The sequence below is a fragment of the Pseudomonas sp. Pme6b genome, from assembly GCF_058129925.1.
In genome coordinates, this window is the sequence record NZ_CM176704.1 from 2,965,264 (window position 1) to 2,986,741 (window position 21,478).

At 58.2% G+C, this 21,478-nt stretch carries 15 protein-coding genes and 1 pseudogene; 12 read left to right on the plus strand and 4 right to left on the minus strand.

Annotated features, from left to right (window positions below; translation table 11 throughout):
* Positions 1-2 precede the first annotated feature (2 nt).
* The 10 genes from sctJ to AC4ANE_RS13520 all read left to right on the plus strand — a co-directional run bounded on the left by sctJ (position 3) and on the right by AC4ANE_RS13520 (position 7,716).
* Complete coding sequence (gene sctJ, locus AC4ANE_RS13475) at positions 3-782, plus strand: type III secretion system inner membrane ring lipoprotein SctJ (RefSeq protein WP_002553574.1); 780 nt, start codon at positions 3-5, stop codon at positions 780-782.
* Complete coding sequence (locus tag AC4ANE_RS13480; RefSeq protein ID WP_002553575.1) at positions 779-1,399, plus strand: hypothetical protein; 621 nt, start codon at positions 779-781, stop codon at positions 1,397-1,399. Before sctJ ends, AC4ANE_RS13480 begins: the two co-directional genes overlap by 4 nt.
* Positions 1,392-1,985 carry a FliH/SctL family protein gene (locus tag AC4ANE_RS13485; protein ID WP_002553576.1) on the plus strand — a complete coding sequence of 198 codons (594 nt, stop codon included), beginning with the start codon at positions 1,392-1,394 and terminating at the stop codon, positions 1,983-1,985. The genes AC4ANE_RS13480 and AC4ANE_RS13485 overlap by 8 nt, the downstream gene beginning before the upstream one ends.
* A complete protein-coding gene (locus AC4ANE_RS13490) occupies positions 1,982-3,310 on the plus strand; it encodes a FliI/YscN family ATPase (RefSeq protein WP_002553577.1) in 1,329 nt (442 codons plus the stop codon). Before AC4ANE_RS13485 ends, AC4ANE_RS13490 begins: the two co-directional genes overlap by 4 nt.
* Positions 3,311-3,383: 73 nt before the next feature.
* Positions 3,384-3,869, plus strand: coding sequence for a hypothetical protein (locus AC4ANE_RS13495; RefSeq protein WP_005733364.1), 486 nt, complete (start codon positions 3,384-3,386; stop codon positions 3,867-3,869).
* Complete coding sequence (sctQ, locus tag AC4ANE_RS13500; protein WP_031595575.1) at positions 3,866-4,921, plus strand: type III secretion system cytoplasmic ring protein SctQ; 1,056 nt, start codon at positions 3,866-3,868, stop codon at positions 4,919-4,921. The genes AC4ANE_RS13495 and sctQ overlap by 4 nt, the downstream gene beginning before the upstream one ends.
* Positions 4,918-5,574, plus strand: coding sequence for a type III secretion system export apparatus subunit SctR (sctR, locus tag AC4ANE_RS13505; RefSeq protein WP_002553580.1), 657 nt, complete (start codon positions 4,918-4,920; stop codon positions 5,572-5,574). Before sctQ ends, sctR begins: the two co-directional genes overlap by 4 nt.
* A gap of 4 nt (positions 5,575-5,578) precedes the next feature.
* Positions 5,579-5,848 carry a type III secretion system export apparatus subunit SctS gene (gene sctS / locus AC4ANE_RS13510; protein WP_002553581.1) on the plus strand — a complete coding sequence of 90 codons (270 nt, stop codon included), beginning with the start codon at positions 5,579-5,581 and terminating at the stop codon, positions 5,846-5,848.
* Positions 5,849-5,854: 6 nt separating this feature from the next.
* Positions 5,855-6,673: a type III secretion system export apparatus subunit SctT gene (gene sctT, locus AC4ANE_RS13515; RefSeq protein WP_002553582.1), complete on the plus strand. Its 819-nt coding sequence runs from the start codon at positions 5,855-5,857 to the stop codon at positions 6,671-6,673.
* Positions 6,670-7,716 (plus strand): EscU/YscU/HrcU family type III secretion system export apparatus switch protein, encoded by a 1,047-nt coding sequence (locus AC4ANE_RS13520; protein ID WP_002553583.1) that lies wholly within the window; start codon positions 6,670-6,672, stop codon positions 7,714-7,716. Before sctT ends, AC4ANE_RS13520 begins: the two co-directional genes overlap by 4 nt.
* Positions 7,717-7,739: 23 nt before the next feature.
* Here the strand turns inward: AC4ANE_RS13520 and AC4ANE_RS13525 are convergent, their stop codons facing one another.
* Positions 7,740-10,592, minus strand: a complete 2,853-nt coding sequence (locus AC4ANE_RS13525) for an ATP-binding protein (protein ID WP_460408973.1) — start codon at positions 10,590-10,592, stop codon at positions 7,740-7,742.
* Between the two features lie 669 nt (positions 10,593-11,261).
* Here AC4ANE_RS13525 and AC4ANE_RS13530 point away from each other — a divergent pair.
* Positions 11,262-14,621 (plus strand): type III effector HrpK domain-containing protein, encoded by a 3,360-nt coding sequence (locus AC4ANE_RS13530; RefSeq protein WP_460408974.1) that lies wholly within the window; start codon positions 11,262-11,264, stop codon positions 14,619-14,621.
* A gap of 162 nt (positions 14,622-14,783) precedes the next feature.
* Positions 14,784-15,543 (plus strand): annotated as a pseudogene (locus tag AC4ANE_RS13535) (COG4705 family protein).
* Positions 15,544-15,548: 5 nt separating this feature from the next.
* Here AC4ANE_RS13535 and AC4ANE_RS13540 read toward each other — a convergent pair.
* The 3 genes from AC4ANE_RS13540 to mqo form a co-directional block, all read right to left on the minus strand.
* Positions 15,549-15,926: a response regulator gene (locus AC4ANE_RS13540; RefSeq protein WP_002553587.1), complete on the minus strand. Its 378-nt coding sequence runs from the start codon at positions 15,924-15,926 to the stop codon at positions 15,549-15,551.
* The gene (locus tag AC4ANE_RS13545) at positions 15,923-18,916 is read right to left on the minus strand and encodes an ATP-binding protein (RefSeq protein WP_460408975.1); all 2,994 of its coding nucleotides are present in this window, start codon (positions 18,914-18,916) and stop codon (positions 15,923-15,925) included. Before AC4ANE_RS13545 ends, AC4ANE_RS13540 begins: the two co-directional genes overlap by 4 nt.
* Positions 18,917-19,275: 359 nt before the next feature.
* Positions 19,276-20,919 carry a malate dehydrogenase (quinone) gene (mqo, locus tag AC4ANE_RS13550; protein WP_002553589.1) on the minus strand — a complete coding sequence of 548 codons (1,644 nt, stop codon included), beginning with the start codon at positions 20,917-20,919 and terminating at the stop codon, positions 19,276-19,278.
* Between the last annotated feature and the right edge of the window lie 559 nt (positions 20,920-21,478).

Below are 21,478 nucleotides of genomic sequence, written 5' to 3' on the forward strand. Positions count from 1 at the left end.
CCATGCCCAAACGCCGCCGTGTCTTGCGCCTGTTGATAGTGGCGACGCTTGCAAGCCTGTTGCAGGCCTGCGATATCGATCTTTACACCAACCTCGGCGAGCGTGAGGCCAACGCCATGCTGGCGGTGCTGTTGCGTGATGGCATCCCGGCGTCACGCAAGGTTCAGGACAACGGTCAGCTCAAGGTGATGGTCGACGAAAAGCGCTTTGCCCAGGCGATGGCGGCGCTGGATGACGCAGGCCTGCCAGGGCAGAGCTTTTCCAATATGGGAGAGATTTTCAAAGGCAATGGCCTGGTGTCCTCGCCAGTGCAGGAGCGCGCGCAGATGGTGTATGCGCTGAGTGAGGAGCTGTCCCATACCGTTTCGCAGATAGATGGCATTCTGTCCGCGCGGGTGCATGTGGTGCTGCCTGACAATGATTTACTCAAACGGGTGATTTCGCCGTCCTCGGCATCGGTGCTGGTCCGTTTTGACCCGCGAACCGACATCAATGTGCTGATCCCGCAGATCAAGACGCTGGTTGCCAACGGCATCTCCGGGCTGGGCTACGACGGTGTTTCAGTCACGGCGATCAAGGCAGTCATTCCCGACAAGGCCAGTGCCCAGCCGCAATTGGGCAGTTTCCTGGGCCTGTGGATGCTTGAAGATGACCTGCCAGCGGCACGCTGGCTGTTTGGCACTCTGCTGCTGGTTGCGCTGGTGCTTGCCGGACTGCTGGGCCGACAGTTCTGGAAGCGACGCCGGGGCGAGGGCTCATACGTGTTGAGTGAAGCGTCATGAATACGGCGCTGACCAGCCAGTGGCATGCACTGGCCGAACGTCCCTTGGCCTTTGTCCGCGAGCGCTGTCTGGCCGAATGCCTTGAACGTGACATTGATGCGGCCCGACTTGCAGCGTTACGCGATTCACCGCGCTTTACCGCACGCCTTGAACAACTGCTGACCGGACATTTCAAGCTACAGCCGCTGGCGCAGCTGGACCTGCCTGCGGAACAGGATCTGGCTGTACTGCTGCTGAGCGAAAGCGATTTTTCGCATTTGACACGCCTGTGTGGTGCGGTCTGGCACGCGGCAACGCTGAGTCGGGAAATTCGTGGCGAAGTGGTCAGTGAGTACCGTCGCCTGCTGGGTAACGACACATTCTCGCTGGCCCTCACTCATCGGCATCTGGCCGGTGCGGCCGATCTATTGCGTACACCTGCCGAGTTGCTCCAGGCCATCGATCGCGATGGTGCTGCCTGTGTGGCCGCCTGGCTACAGTCCTGTCCTGCACAGCTGCAGGCCTGGCTGCGGCTGCGTCTGGCTGAACCTGTGCACGCTGCACCGGATGATGCGAAACAGATGACGGTGGTGCAAACCGTTGCTCGACACCTGACGGAGATCAGCAGCCATGAGTGATCTGCCAACACGACCAGGCTCCCGGGTGTTGCGTGCTGCCGACGCCGCTCGCTGGATCGACGGATTTGCCTTCATCGAAGCCGCGCATGAAGAGGCACGTTGCGTGCGGGAAAACAGCGCGCAATGGCTTGAACAGGCTCGCGCCGAAGGCTTCGAGCATGCCAGACAGGAGGGCGCCGAACGGGCCGCTGCATTGCTGGCACAGACCAGCGCCGAGGTCGACCGCTACCTGGCCGGGCTGGAAACTTCGCTGGCTGAACTGGCACTGGGCATCGCCCGACAGGTACTGGGAGAGATTGACGAGCGCGAGCGGTTGTTGCGCTGTACTGCGCAGGCGTTGGCAGCGTTTCGTCAGGATCAGGCGTTGACTCTGCATGTACCCGGCACTGAAGTTGAAGGTCTGCGCCAGCACCTGGCCCACGCGCCGCTGCCCTTGCATTCGCTGAGTATCGAAGGCGATGACCAGCTCGAAGCAGGGCAGGCGCGGTTGGGTGGCCCGGCGGGGTCCGTGGAACTCGGGCTGGAGGCCCAGCTGGATAATCTGCGCCGTGCGTTGTTACCGCTGGCAGAAGGTGATTCGCGATGACTGAGGCCCTGACGACGCTGCTGCCCAACCTCGGTTTGCGCTTGCAATTCGCCCAGCCCAGGCCCATGCGTGGGACGCTGCGCAGTATTCGTGGCGTGTTGCTGCGCGCCAGCGTCGCCGGCGTAGGCATCGGAGAGTTATGTGTGCTGCGCGATCCGGGTAACGGCCGAGAGCTGTCGGCGGAAGTTATCGGCTTCGATGAAGATGACGCGATCCTGTCGCCTATCGGCTCGATGGAGGGCCTTTCGACGCGTACCCAGATCATCGCCACAGGCCAGGCGCTCGGCGTGCAGGTTGGCGATGCCTTGCTGGGTCGTGTGATCAGCCCTATGGGCGAGTTTCTCGACGGACCTGCGCCGACTGCCACGCTCGGGATGCAGCATTATCCATTGCATGCAGAACCTCCGGCGCCCTTCAGCCGCCAGCGAATCGTCAAGCCACTGTCATTGGGCATACGAGCTATCGACAGCCTGTTGACCCTCGGCCAGGGGCAACGCATGGGTATTTTCGGCGAGCCGGGTGTGGGTAAGTCTTCCTTGTTGGCGAGTATCGTTCGCAATAGCGATGCCGACGTGATCGTCATCGGGCTTATCGGCGAGCGTGGCCGTGAAGTACGCGAACTGCTTGAAGGGCAACTCGACGCCACGGCCCGGGCACGTACCGTGGCGGTGGTTGCCACCTCTGACCGCCCCGCCGCCGAGCGGGTCAGGGCGGCTTACGTAGCGACCACTCTGGCTGAGTATCATCGTGATCAGGGGCGCAATGTGCTCTTGTTGATGGACAGCCTGACCCGTTTTGCCCGTGCCCAGCGCGAAATTGGTCTGGCAGTGGGGGAGCCGCCGACCCGGCGTGGTTATCCGCCTTCTTTTTTCTCGGCATTGCCGCGCCTGCTGGAGCGCGCCGGCCCTGGCCCGCAGGGCAGCATCACGGCGCTTTACACCGTATTGACCGAAGGTGATGCGGCCATGGACCCGGTGGCCGAGGAGACTCGCTCAATCCTTGATGGCCATATCGTGCTGAGCGCCGAAATGGCGCAGCGCGATCACTTTCCGGCAATCGATGTTTTGCGCAGTCGCAGCCGCTTGATGGACCACATTGCGACTGCCGAACACAGGCAACTGGCATCACGGCTGCGTGAGTTGATTGCCCGCCGTCAGGAAATCGAACTGTTGATTCAGGTGGGTGAGTACGCGGTTGGCAGTGACCCGATAGCCGACGAGGCAATTGCCCGCCATTCGCCGATCGAGGCATTTCTGCGTCAGCCGCCCTCCGAACATGACAGCCTTGCGCAAACTCTGGCCCGCCTGCGCAAGGTGCTGGCATGAGCCCGTTTTTCGATTCGGCTCCTGATTCACTCTACGACTCGACGCCGATTGGTCTTTGCTATGGAAAAAAACGATGAAGAAGGCCGACCTGTACAGCCTGCAAGCCTTGCGTCTGTTGCGTGAGCAGCGCGCTGCCGCTCATCTTGGCGCTCAACGGGAGCGCTGCCGTGATAGCCACACCGAGCTGGATCAGGCACGGGAAAAGTTACGCCTGCATCGGGAACAACTGGCTCAGGAGGCCGAGCAGGCGGTCGGCCAGCTCAGCGAGGGCCTGTCGGTCAGCGAGTGGAAGGTCGTTCAGGAGCGCTTGAAGCAACTGCATGACGAACGCAAGGCATTGCAGGCCGATGCCGATAATGCGGTGTTGAACCTTGAGACTGAAGAGCAGGCACGCAAGCGGCTCAGGCAGGCGCACCTTGAACAGCTGAAAAAGTCCCGAGCCTGGCAGGACCTCGTCGAACAGCGCATGCGCAACGATGCGCGGGCCAGTGAGCAGCGCGATGAGGCCGATCAGGCAGACCTGCCCGTCAAAGGATCCCCACCTGGAGACGAGCGATGACGGTGTGCGTACAGCCAATGCCTTCGCCTCCAGGCATTGGTTCAGTCCGAAGCCGGCTTGCCCGGTTCGATGCTGATCTGTTGAGTTTGCATAACCTGTTGCATCGCCAGACAGCACCGTGGCGGATCGTTCTTGGGCAGCGCCCCATGCACGTGAGCTTGGCCAGCGCAGGTGGCGAGTGTCGCCGACCGGTGAGGGTGGCCATCAGGTTCGGGCAGGCCTACCTCGAACTTGTCGTTCCGTCGCGTCTTTTCGAGCTGTCAGGGCTGGGCTGGCTACCAGGTGCGTCAGTCGATACCCAGACCGACACCTTGTTACTGGAGCAGGCCTGGCTGAGCTGGATCGAGCCTCTGGAAACATTATCGGGCGAGCCTGTTCAGGTGCTCCCGTGGCCTGCACATCCACTTGAAAATCCACTCAGGCTCGCGTTGGAAGTGCGGCCGGATGAGGGGCAGGCACAGGCGCTGGAAATACATTTGAATGCTGACAGCGCGCGGCACGTCATCGCGCTGCTCGACCGTAACGCCGTTACAAGACCGCAGCCGCTTGATGCATTGGTGCTCACGTTGAGTGTCGAGGCCGGGCAGGCACCATTAACCACCGCAGAGCTGCACAGTCTGGTGCCGGGTGATGTGGTCATGCTCGACACCCTGGCCGACACGCAGGTGCTGCTGCGACTGGGCAAGCGCTACCGGACGGTTGCCAGGCACCAGGGTGAAACCCTCGAATGGCTGGGGCCTCTGCGCACCGTCAGTCCCCATTATGTCTCCCACACTTTCAACAGGAACGATTCGATGAGTGAAATGACCGACGGTTCCGATCTGGATACTTCGCTGGATGAGCTGCCGCTTACGCTGGTCTGCCAACTGGGCAGCGTTGAACTGACGCTGGCGCAACTTCGCGAGATGGCGCCGGGCAGCCTGTTGCCGCTGGCCGGTTCGAGGCACGATGAGGTGGACCTGATGGTCAATGGCCGCCGTATAGGCCGTGGCGAGTTGGTGAGTATCGGCGACGGTCTGGGTGTGCGACTGCTGGGTTTCACTGCCTCATGAACGGTTACCAGCCGAACCTGATCGAAATCATTCTGGTCGTCGCTACTATCGGTTTGATTCCACTGGCCGTCGTGACGCTGACGGGATTCATGAAGATATCCGTGGTGCTGTTTCTGATCCGCAATGCGCTGGGCGTGCAGCAGACGCCGCCCAATCTGGTGCTTTACGGCATTGCGCTGATTCTGTCGGTATACGTGACTACGCCGCTGATCGGTGACATGTACCGGGAGGTGCAAGGCCGCGATCTGAGCCTGCAGAATGTCCAGCAACTGGAGGAACTCGGCAGCGCCTTGCGCCCGCCATTACAGGCGCACCTTTCGAAGTTCGCCAATGAAAGCGAACGCGGTTTTTTCGTCCAGGCCACTGAAACCATATGGTCGCCCGAAGCGCGAGCCGATCTGTGCGATGACGATCTTGTCGTGCTGATTCCGGCGTTCGTCAGCTCTGAACTGACCCGTGCCTTCGAGATCGGTTTTCTGCTCTATATCCCGTTTCTGGTCGTCGATCTGTTGGTCTCCAATGTGCTCATGGCGATGGGCATGTCGATGGTCTCGCCCACCTTGATTTCAATCCCGTTGAAGATTTTTCTGTTTGTGGCGCTCAGTGGCTGGTCAAGACTGATGCACGGTCTGATCCTGAGCTACGGAGGCTGACGCTGTGGGCCAGGATGTTTTTCTCTCGCTGATGAACAAGGCGCTGATGACTGTCTTGCTGCTCTCCGCTCCGGCGTTGATCGTGGCCATTGTCGTCGGCCTCAGTGTGGGCCTGTTACAGGCACTGACCCAGATCCAGGACCAGACACTGCCGCAAGTGGTCAAGCTGGTAGCGGTATTGCTGGTGATCGTGTTTGTCGGGCCGTTGCTGGCCGGGCAGGTGGCAGAGCTGGGCAATCAGGTGCTGGACAACTTTCCCTTGTGGACCCGATGAGTCGTCATGGGCGCTGATCTGACCAATGCGTTCATCGACATCGCTTATCCGGTGATCAGTTCCGCATCGCTGGCAGCTTCGCGGGCGATGGGTGTGGTGATCATTACCCCGGCATTCAATCGTCTGGGCCTGACCGGTATGATCCGTGGCTGCGTGGCAGTGGCGATCTCGGTGCCGATGATCTTGCCGGTGTTCTCGGCGTTCACTTCTATGCCCGAGCACAGCGGTTTTTTCCTCGCGGGGCTGATGATCAAGGAGTTGCTGATCGGGCTGCTGATCGGCCTGTTGTTCGGCATACCGTTCTGGGCTGCCGAGGTGGCTGGCGAACTGATCGACCTGCAACGGGGTTCGACCATGGAGCAGCTGGTCGACCCTTTGGGGCAGGGGGAAGCGAGCGTGATGGCCACGCTGCTGACCGTCATGCTCATTACACTGTTTTTCATGTCGGGCGGCTTTATTCTGATGGTCGACGGTTACTACCATAGCTATCAGCTCTGGCCAGTCACCGAGTTCACGCCGTTGTTCAGCAGCGCTGCCCTGACCTCCATTCTGGCCATTCTCGACCAGGTGATGCGCATTGGTGTGCTGATGGTCGCGCCCTTGCTGATTGCGATGCTGATCACTGATCTGATGCTCGCGTACCTGTCGCGCATGGCACCCAGCCTGCATATTTTTGACCTTTCACTGCCGGTCAAGAACCTGTTTTTTGCGGTGTTGATGGTTGTTTATATCGGGTTTCTGATTCCGGTCATGATTGACCAACTGGCGCAATTTCGAGGAACGGTCGAGGTTCTGAAAACGCTGGCCAGCGAGGGCCCGGGATGAGTGAGTCGAGCGAGGAAAAAAGCCAGCCGGCCTCGGACAAGAAGCTGCGCGATGCACGCAAGAAGGGGCAGGTTGCCAAGAGCCAGGACCTCGTGTCGGGCATGGTCATCCTGCTGTGTACCTTGTGCATATCGGTGCTGCTGCCCAAGGCACGTGCGCAGGTCGAGGCACTGATAGATCTGACCGCACTGATCTATATCGAGCCGTTTGCAGAGGTCTGGCCACGGCTGCTCGATCACGCCGAGCAGATTGTCATCGGCATTACAGTGCCAGTGGTAGCCGTGACTGTCAGCGCGGTGATCCTGACCAACATCGTGACCATGCGCGGCGTGGTGTTTTCGATCGAGCCGATTCAGCCGGATATCAAACGTATCAACCCTACCGAGGGATTCAAGCGCATTTTCGCGATGCGCAACCTGATCGAATTTCTGAAGGGGCTGGTCAAGGTTGTGTTACTGGCGCTGGCATTCTATGTCGTCGGCCGCCAGGCGCTGCAGGCCCTGATGGAGTCATCGCGATGCGGCGAAGGCTGCATCGAGTCGACGTTCTATCTGGTCCTCAAACCACTGGTATTCACCGTGCTTGCAGCGTTTCTGCTGGTCGGCGCGGTAGACGTGCTGATGCAACGCTGGCTGTTCGGCCGTGAAATGAAAATGAGCCATAGCGAGCAGAAACGCGAACGCAAGGACATTGATGGCGACCCCATGGTCAAGCGCGAACGCCAGCGTCAGCGTCGCGAAATGCAGGCACTGGCCACAAAGCTTGGGTTGGGGCGCGCCTCCTTGGTGATTGGCGACAGCGGAGGTTGGGTGGTGGGCGTACGCTATGTGCGCGGTGAGACACCGGTGCCGATAGTGGTCTGTCGTGCCTCCTCACAGGATTCGAGCACCTTGCTGGCAGAGGCCTTGTCGCTGGGCATTGCCCGCTGGCCCGACGCAAGTCTCGCCGAAATGATCGCCCGGCGCAGCGTAGCTGGTGATCCGGTGCCGGAAAATACGTTTCAGGCAGTGGCCGATGCGCTGGTGGCGCGGCGGCTGATCTGACGCCTTACGCCTGACGCCGTGTTTCAATGTACCGCCGGGCAATGACGAGGGGCTGGTGTACCGGGCGCGATTTTCAGGCGGTTGAGGTCGGCGTTGATGCGCCAGGCCCAGAAATGTGTACCGTCCTGCCGAGCGATGTCCAGTGCCTGGGTCAGCATCTTGCGTACCTCTTCCAGCGCATGAGTGTGTGGCTGACTGAGCATCAGCTGTGCCTTGACTCTCATGATCTCCGGCAAATACCAACGATCATGGTGTTCAACAGCGTTGATGTGAATTTCATCCAGCGTTTCCAGCGCAAGGGGTTCAAGCCGCAGCGCGGCCAGACCTGACACGTACTCGGTGTGCAGCATCGAACACAGCGGCGTTTCCACATGGTTGCGCAGCTGTTGAAAGGCTTCTCCCAGCAATGGCACGCCTGCTGCCGGGTTGCCCTCACGGATCAGCAGGATACTCTCGTAGCAACTGGTCAACTGACGCCAGATATGCAGCGGTTGCCGTTCGCTGCTTTTTTTAAGCACATCCAGAAAGTGACGTGTCTTGTGCAACGTACCTGCAATCAGCGTTGCGGGGATCGCACTGATGGCCAGGGTATACCAGAGCGTCGCGGGGTGACTCAGGGCAATGGCCTGCTTCACGTTGGTGTCCAGGGCAACCATCGCCTGGCCGGTATTGCCAACCAGCAACTGTACCTGGGCACGCAATGATTGTGCGGCAATTCGCTGGTCGAAATGCATGTCGATGATATGTGACGAAGCAGACCTTGAAGCGCCCAGAGCTTCTTCGATCGCCTGCCCGGCGGTTTTCATATCGCCCATGTAAAACGCGCTGGTGGCGCGCATTCGCCTGCCCAGCAACTGGCAGTCGGCGATTCTGTAATCCTTGCCCAGCGCGAGGAATCGCAAGGCTACCTCTTGAGCCTCGCGGTGCCTGTTGCTACAGGTGTGGTCGTTCCATTGGCCCCACAAAGCGCGCAGGCGATACTCGGAGTCGTTGAGCACTTCGGCATCCTCACTGACCTGTTGCCAGACCTCGCGCATTTTCTGCCCGGCACCGTAGGTAAGCATCAAAATACTGCCAGACATGGTCAACAAGCGCATACGCTGACGACGATCCATCTGCGCCTTTTCTTCGACGTGACGCGGTGTACCGAGGCTGACCCAGTCCTGGTACTCGCGCACCAGCGACAGCCTGAGCCACAGGGGTGAGCTGCTCAGGGTCAGTTCTACACCAAGTTGTCGATCACCCGCGGCTGAAAAGGCCCAGGTCAGTGCTGCGCGAATGGTGTCGATCTCTGCGGCGTAGCGCTGAGTCCAGACGTCTTGTGTCAGCTGATCGAGATCGAGTCTGGCCTGGTTGAGCAGGCGCAGTGCCCACTGGGCGTGGGCGCGGCACAAACGCGGCACATCATCGAGCTGAACGAGCTTGTCATGAGCATATAGGCGCGTGGTTTCCAACAGTCGAAAGCGCTTGCCCTGGCTGTGGTCAAAGGTTCCGAGCAGGGATTTTTCGAGCAGGCTTTCCAGCATCGGTAGCGTCATGCGTACATCCGGCAAACCGATATTGACGATTGCCATGACGCCATCAAGCGTGAATGAGCCATTGAAAATGGACAGTTGGCGCAGGAGTGCCTGCTCGTGTTCGGTGAGCATGCCGTAGGTCCAGTCCAGCGTAGCGCTTAGCGAACGCTGACGCGGTAACGCGGTGCGCAGTCCGGTCATCTGCAAGCGAAAACTGCCGTCCAGCAGCCCGACCAGATCGGCAATGCCGAATGTCCTGACGCGTGCAGCGGCCAGCTCGATTGCCAACGGATTGCCGTCCAGTTTGCGGCAGATGGCTGCGACCGCTTCGGTATCGCTGTCAGTCAACACAAATGCGGGGTCCTGCTCTCGGGCACGTGTGACAAACAGTTCCACACCCGAGTAGGCAATGGCAGTCTCGGCGCTGATAGTCTGGTTTTCGTCCGGTACTTGCAGGGGGCTGAGTTCATGCACCCATTCGCCTTGTACGCGTAAGGGCTCACGGCTGGTGACCACTACGCAGCACAGTGGGGCATTGGCCAATAATGCTTCTACGGCAGAGGCGGTTTCATCAAGTACATGCTCGCAGTTGTCCAGTACCAGCAATTGCGGCCGCTTTGCCAGTGAGGGCGGGATGTCACGCAGCGGCTGTTCGTTTTCAGTGCTTAAACCCAGGGCGAAGGCAATCCTGCCCACGACAGGCTGAGCGCAGCTGACCGGCGTCAGGTCGACGAATGCGGTGCTCAACGAGGCATGTGCAGCCAGGCTATCTGCCAGCGCCAGCGCCACGGTGGTCTTGCCCACGCCGCCAGGTCCGGTCAAGGTCAGCAAGCGACGCTCCAGCGTCAGTTCATGCAACTGACGGATCAGCGCATCACGGCCCAGCACCTGGCGCTTTATCGCCGGTGCCGCAGCAAATGTGTCTTTTGCAGGTGCAGGTGCAGGTGCAGGTGCAGGTGCAGGTAGCGCAGGAGCGGTTGCTGGTTGAACGCTCACCGGGGCGCTGAATCGATAACCCCTGCCTGGCACGGTGACGATATAGGTGAAATCGTCCTGCTCTTCCAGCGTTCTGCGTAACGTCACGATCTGCGCGCACAGGTTGCATTCTTCCACCACTGCCTTTGGCCAGGCCAGTGTCAGCAATTCGGCCTTTTCCAGCAGTTCGCCGGGGCGTGTTGCGAATGCCACCAGCAGAGACATGGCGCGACTGCCCAGCGGTACCGGCTGCGAGTGCCTGAACAACAGCTGCTGCTGCGGGTGCAGCACAAAAGAGCCGAAGCGGATAGCTTCCTGCCCCTGGAGAGCGTCACGTGTTCTGATATCGACCGTTTTACCCGGGCCGCCTGTTTCAAAATCCATGCTTAGACCTGTATCAGAAGTAACAGCTGTGCTACCGCACCTTGCAGGAGCATGAGGTATTGATCTGTAAACGGTTTTTTTGATCTGCTTACATCCCGTAACGTCAGCTCGATGAGCTTGACGCGTCTGCTCGGGTGGGACGCTGAATCTTAATTAGCTGATGTGACCGTTTAGTTAGCCATGCATAAACCACGCCCGTAGTAATGGACACCATTTGCCGGTCAACCCGAGTACCGTCTGTCGAGTGAGCGATAATTTTCTACAACCCTCATAAAGCGTCTCGGTGAGTTCGACGACTTCGGGCCCTGGACCGTTGAGATATTCATGTGAAAAACCGGAAATGTGCTGTATTGACCGTGCCTTCAAGGCTGTATGACTTGTCAGGGTGTCATCAGAAGTAAATCGTCTTGTTACCCGTAACGCGTTGCGTAATGAGGGCGCTGAGATAACTGTTTCGAGGTAACTTTCCGGTCTGTGTCATCCCTTCTTAACGCAAGTCCGATTTAATCGCGTGTGATAGCGGATGCCTGGTCTTTGATCAGGTCCCGTGCCTCTGCCTTTTAGTCAGGCCCAGCTCGCACCAGTCTGACTCATGGCGCAGCTCGTTCTTTTGCGCGGGCAGCAGTTGTCGCTGTGATTTTTCTGGTGACCAATGGAAGGATAAAGACAATGACCTCCGTCAGCAAAATCACCACTGAAAAACCAAAAGACCCGGTAGACGCCAAGGCCTGGGAGCAGGCCGTGCAGCAGTCCAGGGATGCCGGTATCCAGTGGGAGTTACCTTCAGATGACAAGCGCTCTGCACAGGAAATCATTGATGACAACCCGTTGCTCAAAAGTCTGGGCGGACGAGGCGACCGTGGCGAAGCCAAACAGAACCTGATCGCTCAGGTGGGCGATTACACCAAGGATTCGAGCGCCGCATTCCGGGCTGTGCAATTGCTTGAACACATTGAGACCTTTGACGCCAATGGTAACCGTCTGGCCAGTAACGACATCGGCAATAATCGCATCGACGGGTATACCAGCAGCAGCGACGCGAAGCATGGCAGCGAAGCGGGTCGTTTGAAGGATTTCGGCAAGTTCGGTTTTTCCAGTCTGAAAGGCAAACTGCATGAGGTGCGATCCCCGGCTGACGACCCTGCCATCCGTGAGCAGGCCGAGAAACTGGGCATTCAGTGGGAGCGACCGAAAGGTGACGAGCGCGACGCGCAGGCCATAATCGACAGTGACCCGTTGTTGAAAAATCTGGGTAACCAGAGTGACGTCAAGGACATGCTCAAGGAGCAGGTCGGCGATTTCGAGCGCGATGCCGACGCAGCCTATCGCGCGACCCAGGTGCTGGCTCACATCGAACAGTTCGATGGCAACGGCGTGCGGATTGTCGGTAGCGATGTAGCGAACGGTAGCATTAACGGTTTCACCAAGAGTGGCGAGGCGAAGAACGGTACTGAAGCCGGTCGCCTGCAGGACTTTGGCAAGGACGGGTTTGCAAGCCTCAAGGGCGAGATGACCAATGTGTCGTCAGTGGGTGACAACAAGGAAGCACGTGAACAGGCCGAGAAACTCGGTTTTTTGTGGGAGTTGCCCAAGGATGACAAGCGTTCGGCCGAAGAGATCATCGACGCTAATCCGTTGTTGAAGAATCTGGGCAACCAGAGCGGCGTCAAGGACATGCTCAAGGAGCGGGTCGGCGATTTCGAAAAAGATGCCAATGCCGCGTTTCGTGCGGCCCAGGTGCTTGACCGGGTGACCCTGTACAACGAGAAGGGCGAGGCTCAGTCAGGTGGCCAGGTGTTCAACAGCAGCATTGATGGCTTCACCAAGGGCGCCGAGGCAAAGCATGGCACCGAGGCCGGACGGTTACAGGATTTTGGCAAGCTGGGCTTCGCCGCGCTACCCGAGCTGAAAAAGAGCGAGGAGATCGGTAGTTACAAGGATTTTCTCAAGGCCAACCCTGACGCCGATGAGGCTTCAAGGCAGATCGCCAGATATGCGGCGATCATCGACGAAAATTACGACGCGATCAAAGGCAAGACCGGCTCTTCGGATTTTAACGCTGAAGCACTGACAGCCTACAAAGAGAAAAACCCTCAGTTGAGTGATGAGGTCAAGGAAGCGTTGGACTTCTGGTCGCAACCCGGTGCCTTTGCGTTGCTCGACAATGCGAAGAGTCCCCTGGAGCAGGGCACAGATGGCAAGGCCAGCCGCGGTGACATTCAGGCCTTCATCAAGACGGCTTCGCCGAAGGACGTCGGGGCGGTAGGTACATTGCTGGAAGCCGTTGCCGAGGGCAATCTGCTGGCTAAGGTCAACACCGACCCGCTCAACAAGGATGTGTTCGATAACCCGCAAAATTACAGCGCAGAGCAGAAGGCTGCGGTACTTCAGGAACTCAAGGCTGCACAGAGTCTGATCGTGCAGGGCAGCGGTGCCGGGATGTGGAAGGACGACAAATCCAAGGTCCAGATCGCCAACAATGTACGCAGTCATCCCGATGCGCAGAAGCTGCTCGATGATGTCAACAAACATGTAGCGATGCTTGAAAAGGATGCCGCAGTAGTCAAGTTCTATAACGAGAATGCCACCAGCGAGGCAAGCAAGGTGCTGGAGGGCAGCGACGGGCTCAAGCGCGCGCTGCAAAGTACTTACGACAACGATATCAAGACCGGTGCTGCGCTGGACAAGCTGTGGGACGCCAATACCAAGGATGGCAAGACCGACCAGCAGACAGCGCTTGCTCAGTTCTACAGCTCGGCGCAAAGCGTTCAGGGCGCGCTGGGTTTCAGCAAACCGGGCGAAATTCAGGAAGCAGTGCAGAAATCCTCGCATAACAAGGATTTCGAGGCCTTCTATGAAAAATCGCTGGTGTCCGGTGAGCGCCTCAAAGAGCTGTTGAAAACTGAAAGCTTTGAAGTGGCGACCAGCCAGTTCAGCATGACTGAAAGCTTTGAAGTGGCGACCAGCCAGTTCAGCATGGAAGTTGCGATGTACAACGCCGCGCTGAACCCAGAGTTCACGGGTAAATACGACGACAAGCTGACAGAGAACTACACCGCGATTGCTCAGGAGAACGTCTTCAACGATGCCAGCTTCGAGGACCTGAAAAAAGCGTTCGGCAAGGAAGGCAGTGAAGCGCTGGATGAGGAGAAGGTCAAGGCACTGATCGACGAGATCAGCAAGAGCAACCCCGAACTGCTGATGAATGCCGATGGCAAACCCGCTACGTCTGACCAGATTCTTGGCGTTTTCAGGGGCAATTGGGATTTGCTGCGTCAGGGCACCAAGTCCATTTCCGAGCTGGGCCTGTTCAGCGATAACTCGTCGATAAAGGCCGCTTCCGGTGCCGGAGTCCTGCATGGCGTCAGCGGCCTGTTCATGGCCGGTATCACCATTGCTAAAGGTGCAAATGGCGCGGGGGCCCTGACTGATCGGCAAATCGTCGACATCACTGCCGGTTCGGTACAAAGCGCAACGTTGCTGGTCGAGGGCGGCATCAAGAACGTCACGACCATGTTCAAGGACATCAAGGACGTACTGGAGCCGGACGTTTACAAGGACATCACGACTAATCTGTCGAAATTGGAAAACGCCGCGAAGGGGCTCGGTGGACTTGCCGGTGTGGCTGCGGGTGCTTACGGCATCTTTGATGGAGTGAAGTCGATCAGAAGAGGCGAGCTGGTTGCCGGTGGCATGAGCATCACTGCCGGATCTCTTGGCGCTATGGCAGGTCTGGCATCTGCAGCTGAAGGCGCTGCGGGCGTTCTGCAACTGACGGGCAGCGTGGTCCGTGCCTTGCCGCTGCTCGCTGGCAGCCTTGGTATTGCCGCAGCCGGCGTGGGCGCTCTGGCGTTGCTGATTCCCGGTCTGATCGAGGAAGGCAAGCAGGAAACGCGCGTTGACCGCTTCTCCGATCACCTCAGGGACTACCTGACCCAGTACGAGATTGACGGCGTCGAGAACGGCGACATCTATGATGTGCCGGACAGCGAGTGGCCGGGCCCAGAGGAAACCACGATCGCTTCGTGATGTGAACAGGCTGGGGCAACCCGGCCTGTTTTTTATGCGAGTCCCTGCCTGCTTCAATCAGTTTTTCATTTCGGCCTCACACATTTCAAACATCTGGAGCCTGATCATGGCGACATTCGCGCTCTGCGAAACACGCCTCCATTGATCATCCAGGTAGACACAATGAACAAACTGCCCCAGATAACCCTGGCGTTCTGGATCATGAAGATCTGCGCGACCACACTTGGCGAAACAGCGGGCGACTTATTGTCGATGACGCTTGATGTCGGGTATGCGATCAGCTCTCTGATACTGATAAGCCTGTTTGTAGCCACGCTCGTGACACAGCTTGCCGCAAAACGTTATCACCCGATGCTTTACTGGTTGGTCATTCTTTCCACCAGTACCGCAGGCACCACGATGTCGGACTTCATGGACCGAACACTCGGGCTTGGATACGCAACGGGTTCTGCAATCCTGATTACCCTGCTGATGGCCATTTTTTGCGCGTGGTATGTCAGCGAGAAATCGTTGTCGGTAGACAGAGTATCGACGCTGAAAGGTGAGCTTTTTTTACTGGTTCGCGATTCTCATCTCCAACACGCTGGGCACAGCGCTCGGCGATTATCTGGCCGACGACTCGGGGCTCGGTTTTGCCGGGGGGGCAGTGCTGATCGGTTCTGCGATAGCGTTGGTCGTCGTCCTGCATTTCACTACCAGACTGTCCTCGATCATGCTTTTCTGGATAGCCTTTGTGTTGACGAGGCCATTCGGGGCAACGCTGGGTGATGTGCTGACCAAGCCCTACGAGAAGGGCGGGCTGGATTTCGGCACGATAGGGTCGTCCGCAGTGCTGCTCGCGGTGTTGCTGGTGCTGGTGGTGGTGGCGACTTACCGTGAGCGTAAACCTTCGCCAGCCGATAACAGGCTGATTGAGAGCTGACCCGGTCAGGCCTGAAGCAGTTCGCTCAAGGCTTCATTCAACTGCTCTGCACTGAACGGTTTGGCGACGCAGCGCCGGTCAACCCATACCTCGGGGATGCCCAGTCGCCCATACCCGGAGCAAAACATGAAGGGTATGCCGCGATGGGCAATGGCCGCTGCGATCGGGAATGAGTTACCGCCGATGATATTGATATCCAGAATGGCCAGGTCGTAGTCGCCGTTGCGCGCGTATTCAATGCCTTCGCCAAGCGAACTGGCGTGGTAAGCGGTAGCGAACCCCAGGTCCTCAAGCATCATCTCCATCAGCATTGCGAGCATTGTCTCGTCCTCGACCAGCAGCACTTTGGGGAGCGAGGTATGGTCGTCTGATTCTGAACTCATAAGCTGCCTTCCGGTTTGTCTGGCCAAGGGATCAGCATCGACCAGATAATGCCTGTGCTGGCGAACTGAATGTCAGCCTTGCCTTTGAGTTCCCGTTCGATACTGCGGCGTATCAAGCGAAAGCCAAAGCCTTTTACCGTGCTTGCGCCAATCGGCGGGCCGCCTGTTTCACTCCATTCGATCTTCAGCGTGGGAGGATTGTGCCCGGCGTCCAGGGTGGAGCTCACCGTCACCTGGCCTGCTGCTGATGAAAGTGCACCATGCTGCACCGCGTTAGCCATCAGTTCGTGCAGAACCATTGAGAGCGTCAATGACACGCGCGGCTCCAGAGTTACCGGATTGCCTGTGAAGCTGATCTTGTGCGCCCCCGCGTTTACCGCTTGAAGCTGCTCGATCAGGTCGACCAGTTCAGTGGATATCCACTCTGCCCGGGCCAGGGCATCATGCACCTGGCTCAGTGCAAACAGACGTGCATCGAAGCTTTTGCGAAAGGACTCCAGTGAGGCAGAGCTGTTGACCGTGAGAGAGGCGATGGCCTGAACGGTTGCCAGGGTGTTTTTGACCCGATGGTTCAGTTCGTTCAGCAGCCCCGCTCGGGTCAGGCGATCTTCCAGTTGCTGGCGCTCCAGTTTGCTGGAGATCGATTGCGCCAGTCGATGAGTCGTGCCGCTCCGTTTTAAAAACGTCGCCTCGCCAATGACATCCTGCCCCTCATGCATAGGCAGCGTGAAGGAAAATACACTTCCCGAATCGACTGAGCTTTCGGCCCACAAGCGTCCACCGTGGGCGGTGATAATACCCTGGCATATATAAAGACCCAGGCCGTTGCCTCGTGGGTTGCCTTCCTTGACAGACCAATAACGCTGGAAAATATAGGGCAAGTGTTCCGCCGGGATACCTATCCCGTCATCACTGACCTTGAACAGGACTTCATTTTCACTGGCGACCGCATCGATGTTGATTCGGCCACCTTTGGGGGTGAACTTGATGGCGTTACCCACCAGGTTGGAAAGCACCTGAAAGATTCGCTCCGGATCCGCATTGATGACCAGACCCTGCGCGGCGGTGCAATTGAGTTCGATATTCTTTTCAGTAGTCAGCATGACCAGAAGGCTGCATGCCTCTTCAAGCAGACTGGTGACACCCAGCGGCAAGCGTGAGAGCTGATAACGGCCTGCTTCAATCTGTGCGGTATCGAGCAAGTCTTCAAGAAGACTGTTCATGCGGGTTGTCGCTTTCTCGATGGTGCCCAGTGCGCGCCGGATGTTGCGGTTTTCAGAGTGTGTATCGCCGATTGCCCATCGCTGCATCATGCCGCACTGCATGATGATCGACATCGGGTTGCGCAGGTCATGGGACACCACCGCGACCAGCTCATCGCGCAAACGCACCGCCTCCTGCTCGCGCTGAACCTGGCGCTCCAGGTCGTTCTCCAGCGCTGAGCGGCGTATGTCTTCAGCACCATAAAGATCGCCCCGCGACCAGGGGCTGGCGATGCCTGTGACCTGCTGTTCCCACGCGTCGAAAGACTGTCTCGGGCGCAAGCGGTGGCGTGCGGAGCCTTCCGGGCTGGTACTCACATGGTGGGCCGGGTTTCCGCTCCAGTTCATTGTCGAGGTGAGCTGAGCACGAAACCACATGACCGCGTTATCAATCGGCTTGGGCAATGTAAAGGCAATCACGCCGCTCGCGACATCTCTGTAGGCCGCGCTTTCGGGATACTCCTTGTACATGGAGTGGGTATGAAAAACACCCAGACCCTGCAAGCCTGTAGTTCGCTGCGTCGACCGCTGGCGTGCCAGCCCTGTGTCCCGAATCCAGAGATACAGCGCTTGCACCTGCTCGGTCGTAGGGCATACGCCGAACAGGTGAACCCGGTCGTCAATCAAAACCGCGACGCCGTCCGCCAGTGTCAAGGACTGAAGCAGTTCGGGTCGGCTCACCAGGCCGTCGAGGATTTCATGGTCGGCACGACTCATTGCGTCTGCCAGTTGCCCGAGCAGGACAACTTTCTCTTCCCGTTCGCGCTGGATATCAGTTGCAACAATTGCGGAAATTTTCACCGACAACAGTTGCCCGATCATTGCACAGGCATCGCGCAGCTCTCTGGACACCAGCAGCGGTTCAGGATGCCCACAGGCGATAAGACCCCAAAGTTCGCCGCCGTCCAGCAGCGAGATGCTCATCGATGAGCGCACGCCCATGTTCTTGAGGTATTCGCAGTGAACAGGGGACACGCTACGCAGCGTCGAGAAGCCCAGATCGAGTGGCTGGCCTGTTGCAGGTCGCAGTGTCGGTATCAGGGGGACGGGAACGTAGGTTGCGTCCGGAATCACCCGAATCCAGTTCAAACGATACAGCTCTCGCGCCTGGGCAGGAATATCCGAGCCTGGGAAGTTCAAACCACTGTAACTGGGTAATAGCCCGGTCAACGCCTGGGCAACGACTTTGCCATGCCCCTCGGGCTCGAACCGGTAAATCATCACCCGGTCGTAGCCGGTAAGTGCCTGAATCTCGTGAACACTGATATCGAACAGCGTTTCCAGCGTGGTCGCTGCCTGCAGGTTGCGCAATACACGGGTAATGATTCTGGACTGTTCGTGGCCGGCTTCGACGAAGGGTTCCAGTTCGATAATCAGCACGTCATCGGTACGGTGCAGCGAAGCACTGTAGTGAGCGCTTCCCAGCGTCAGTCGTATCGGATCAATGTGTGGAGCAGCAGGGTGGTGGTACGCATTTTCGATAATCGTCGCCTGCTCGGGCGATAACAACAATGACAGGGGCCTGCCCAGCAACGCGTCGCTGTCCAGCCCAAGCTCATTTGCGCAATTGGCGCTGACTTGTTCGATACACAGCGGGTTGCCTGCAACGCTGAGCAACACGCCATGAGGCTGGATTGCGCCGGGCACCCGAATCGGTTCACGGGCACACTCGGCAAGCGCGGCTTCAAGCGCTGCATCTGGGCCTGCAGCCAGCATGGGCTCGATCATTTGCGTGAACTCCATAGGGTATTTCAACCGGAAACAGCCTGCCGCTGCCTTGGTACGACATGCAGTCGTTAAGCACAAAGAGCGATTCGGATAGTTTTTGTCAGCCGTGACAAAACTTTGAGCGATCAACAGCCCGGATGGACAGCGCAAGAAAATGCGAGGTTGCCGCGAAGGTGCGGCGTGGAGACCTGGATAATACAGCTCTGCTGATGCAAGCCAGAGAGTGAAGGAGGTGTGCCACCATAACAGGTGCCAAGAGGATGCGTGGCTTTAACTGTTTTTTCGGCCAGAAGGCGCCAATTACAAAAAAGCCCCGCCAGACATTGTCTGGCGGGGCTTTGCTTCAAGCTGTGAAAGCCTTAGAGCGCCATGTCACTGGCTGGATTGCTTTTCGCTGGCTGTGCAGCAGGTGCAGGTGTTGGAGCATTACCTGTCTTGTTCACCGGCGGCGGTGGAGTCAGTTGCAGGACTTCGGCTGTGTAAGCCCATTCCTCGGCAACGCGATCCGGGTTGTTGTTCAGCTTGGTGCCGTAGCTAGGCACGATCTGGCGCAGCTTTGCCTGCCATTCCGGAGTCGCTACCTTGTCCTTGAAGACTTTCTCAAGCACGCCCAGCATGATCGGCGCTGCAGTCGAAGCACCTGGCGATGCGCCCAGCAGACCGGCGATGGAGCCGTCCTTGGAAGCAACGATTTCGGTACCCAGCTTCAGAACGCCGCCTTTTTCTTCGTCACGCTTGATGATCTGTACGCGCTGACCGGCTTGCATCAGGCGCCAGTCTTCTTTCTTGGCGTTCGGGAAGTACTGCTGCAGAGCAGCGAAGCGATCGTCGTCAGACATCATTACCTGACCTGCCAGGTATTCGATCAGCGGGTACTGTTCGATACCAACGCGAGTCATCGGCCACACGTTATGCGTGGTGGTGCTGGTCAGCAGGTCGAAGTAGGAGCCGTTTTTCAGGAACTTGGTCGAGAAGGTCGCGAACGGGCCAAACAGGATCACGCGCTTGCCATCCAGAACACGGGTGTCAAGGTGCGGAACCGACATGGGTGGCGCGCCAGTCGACGCGATACCGTAGGCTTTGCCCATATGCTGCATGGCCAGAGTCTGGTTGTCGGTGACAAGCCACGAACCGCCGACCGGGAAGCCGCCGTATTCCTTGGCTTCAGGAATACCGGATTCCTGCAGAAGGTGCAGGGCAGCACCGCCAGCGCCGATGAACAGGAACTTGGTGTCGGTCTCGGTGACAGTACCGTCTTTCAGGTTCTTGTACTTGACGCGCCAGGTGCCGTCGTCGTTGTGATTGATGTCTTCGACTTCGCTCGACAACTGCAGATTGAAATTCTGCTTGGCTTTCAGATTGGCGACGAACTGGCGGGTGATCTCGCCGAAGTTGACGTCGGTGCCAATCGGGCTCCAGGTCACGGCCAGCTTCTGCGCCGGGTCACGACCTTCCATCATCAATGGAACCCACTTCTTGATCTGCTCGTGGTCTTCGGAGTACTGCATGCCGCTGAACAGCGGACTGGCCTGCAATGCTGCGTAACGCTTGCGCAGGAACTGGATGTTGTTGTCGCCCCACACGAAGCTCATGTGCGGCGTGGAGTTGATGAACGAACGCGGGTTCTTCAGAACGCCGGTCTTGACCTGCCACGACCAGAACTGACGGGAAATCTGGAACGCTTCGTTGATCTCGATGGCCTTGGAGATATCAACGTTGCCGTTCTTGTCTTCCGGGGTGTAGTTCAGCTCGGCCAGGGCCGAGTGGCCGGTACCGGCGTTGTTCCAGCCGTTGGAGCTTTCTTCGGCCACGCCATCGAGGCGCTCGACCATTTCCATCGACCAGCTCGGCTCCAGCTCGTTGAGCCAGACCGCAAGCGTTGCACTCATGATGCCGCCGCCGACGAGCAATACGTCGACTTTCTTGGTTTCAGCCGCCTGCACGGGCATCAGGCCCATGGAAATGGCCAGACCCAGCAGGGCCGTGTTCACTTTTTTAAACATTCTGTCATCCATCTGATAAACGCCATCCGCCGACTACTCCTGAAGAAACGGCCTGTCACATGCATCGAAGCCTGCGACAAACGCTCGCACCCACAGGGACTAGAGGTGGACATACAAGGCCAATATAATACCGCTCGAGACCTCAATTTATGTCCTGCTGCGCTGACTTCTTATCATCATTGGATTCAGCGTCATGAGTGACATTTGCTCTGTTGGTGTGCGGTGACGCCCGGGAATATCACCCCTCGGCATCCTCCAGAAAACACACCTGGTCAGCCTGTTCACGGAGTCTGAGACGCCGCATCGGGGCATGGAGGCACGCCTGATGTGCAATTTAATGCACGCGTGCTGCGACATTCCCACGGTGGCATACCGGCAAAGACGCGGCATTTTCGCATAATGTGCACCTCGGTTGCGAGATGCCATCATCAAATCGGGCGCGAATGCTTTGATTTAGACGCTTCACAGCCTGCCCCCCATCTATATCGTCGTTTATGCGCGGGTCTTTAGCCGCTTGCCAGAATGTGGCAATCCGCCAGACCCCGTCGCCCGCGCACAT